We start from the raw sequence: 383 nt of genomic DNA, 5'->3' as shown, positions 1-383 counted from the left end.
GATCGATGCTGACCGCCGTACTGCCCCAAAAGTTGGTTTCACCCTGCCAGGCATTGACGATGCCATACTCGTCCAGCACCTCCTGGAACAGGCAATTCGGGCCGAGCACCAGCATATGCCGCGGATCGATAAGCGTCGTCATCAGTAACGGACGTCCCCCGCGGCGGATAAAACGTGGCTTCTGGCTGGCGATGAAGCGATCGTATTGCGCCAGATGTTTTTCTGCCGCAGCTTCCAGATTCAGCGTCTGCGCCAGTTCAACCAGCGAGCGTCGGGCCACCGCCAGCGGCTTTTTGCCGTCGCTAAAATCGAACCCGCGCCCCGGCGCGATCCGCGCCAGTTTCTCCGGCGAGGGTCCGTAACCTGCCGACCACACCATAAAC

Annotated in this window: 1 protein-coding gene; it reads right to left on the bottom strand. The window is 60.6% G+C overall.

The genetic code is table 11. The features are described 5' to 3' along the window. Positions 1 to 383 (bottom strand): ABC transporter substrate-binding protein (locus tag ACEWB7_RS18715; protein ID WP_411581193.1); only part of this gene is annotated, 383 nt, incomplete at both ends.

The organism is Acinetobacter sp. NIOH-H-8 (assembly GCF_046635365.1).
GTDB lineage: Bacteria > Pseudomonadota > Gammaproteobacteria > Pseudomonadales > Moraxellaceae > Acinetobacter.
Note: the sequence above shows the minus strand (reverse complement) of the source record. Positions and strands in the feature narration are given on the sequence as shown.